Raw genomic sequence first — 1,496 nt, 5'->3', positions numbered from 1 at the left:
GGCTCGACACTGTCCTGAAGGAAGCTCCCGGTGAAGTCATACGCAGCCGTCCGGCCGCCTATGACAGTCCTGCTCCATTCAAGCCAGACGCGCACGACGCGATCGACGAGGAATTGGAGCGCCTCTTCCTTCGTCGCAGGGTGGCAGGGATCGCGCGCTCTTCACGACTTGAAAGCCCGCGGGCAGGAGAGACGGACCTTTGGCGACCGCCTGTCACAGGCGGAGCCTCACTGGCCTACGCCTGCCGAGTAGTAGCATCCATTCAGTCGCGTCATTTCTTCGCCCGGCACGTAGATCGCGTAGGAGGAATTAGCTGCTTCGCGAATTTCCACAGTGAACGCATCAAAGGCGCAACCGCCATCCAGTTGGCCGCCGCTCTTCTTTTCGAGCATGAAATAGCCCTCACTCTTGGCCGGGCCGATGAATGGGATCGCTGCCGTGATAGGAACCTTCACAAAGGCGACCTTCAGATTGTTTTTCGGCAAATTCTTGTCGAGCAATTGCTGCACCGTCTCCGGTACTGATTGCTTCATAGAAACATAAGAGAGTGCGACGAACCCGACCACACCAATGCACGCCAAAATAACCAGAGAAAAGATAGTCCGCATTGCTTCACCCCCACCAAGAGGTCAAGCGTTAGCCCGGCAGATGGGAGGCGTCAAATGCGCCCCAAAAATACCCCAGCGCGCTGGCTGGCTCCGAATCGAGACAGGAGGTGTCTACCGGCGCGTGCTTACGCGAAGCGAGGCCGCGAAATTGATCTTCGCCGCCCGGTACACGCATCCCGACTTTGGCGCTCAAACTGATGTCACAGCCGAAAATACGGCGAGATGAGCTGCCTGCTCGGCGCAGCCCTTCGCTTTGTCGCCAACGCGCTACACAGTGGGCTTGTTGAAAACGCGGAGACGTAGCCGGCTGCGGTTCATCGGTTATTGCGCGTGATTTTCATCTGTCGCGCGGCATTCAACAATGCCGCGCCATCTGTCTCGATCCTGTCGACAAGTTCGCTGGCCTGGTCGACGCTGATGCCTGTTTCATTGGACAGGAACCAGACGCGGAAGCTCCTGTCTTCCGATGGAAAAGGGGCGATGAACTCCCCGCCACCGTTTCGCTCTTCGGCTGGTAGCCTGCGACGCTTTCGTAGCGTCCGCTTCGGCTGGTCATCTTCCGATAAGGGGTCCATGGCCATAGCTAAAGTCGCGCTTATCGCAGGCCGAAGAAGCTCAATATCGCTACGACGATGACCACCGCTCCAACGAGCCAAATGATGTTGTTCATGATCTCTCTCCTTTCGGTTGGGGGAGCCCGCGCCTCTGGCGGAGAATGCGGGCCGACCAGCCTTCGCCGGCTGATCCTCAGCAGACACCGGGCATCTGCTGCGAGGGATAGAACCATTAGACACGCCTAATGTTCCGTCACGTGGCAAGGATCGAGAGAAATGGGTTTTTGGCCGCGGTGTTGCCTATGCGCGCACGACCGATGCGTCGGGATACATC

General features: G+C 58.2%; 2 protein-coding genes. Both read right to left on the bottom strand.

Annotated features, from left to right (window positions below; genetic code table 11):
- Window positions 1–227: 227 nt before the first annotated feature.
- Window positions 228–608 (bottom strand): hypothetical protein, encoded by a 381-nt coding sequence (locus tag AC1DX0_RS35800; RefSeq protein WP_477219554.1) that lies wholly within the window; start codon window positions 606–608, stop codon window positions 228–230.
- Between the two features lie 314 nt (window positions 609–922).
- Window positions 923–1,189, bottom strand: a complete 267-nt coding sequence (locus AC1DX0_RS35795) for a hypothetical protein (RefSeq protein ID WP_477219555.1) — start codon at window positions 1,187–1,189, stop codon at window positions 923–925.
- Between the last annotated feature and the right edge of the window lie 307 nt (window positions 1,190–1,496).

This window comes from Mesorhizobium sp. P3_A9, from assembly GCF_056402975.1.
The sequence above is the reverse complement of the archived record's forward strand: the minus strand, read 5'-3'. Positions and strand labels throughout refer to the sequence as shown.

What these genes read in the sequence shown, in the direction of transcription:
- AC1DX0_RS35800 (WP_477219554.1), bottom strand. Translation starts at nt 608, where the DNA reads ATGCGGACTATCTTTTCTCTGGTTATTTTGGCGTGCATTGGTGTGGTC.
- AC1DX0_RS35795 (WP_477219555.1), bottom strand. Translation starts at nt 1,189, where the DNA reads ATGGCCATGGACCCCTTATCGGAAGATGACCAGCCGAAGCGGACGCTA.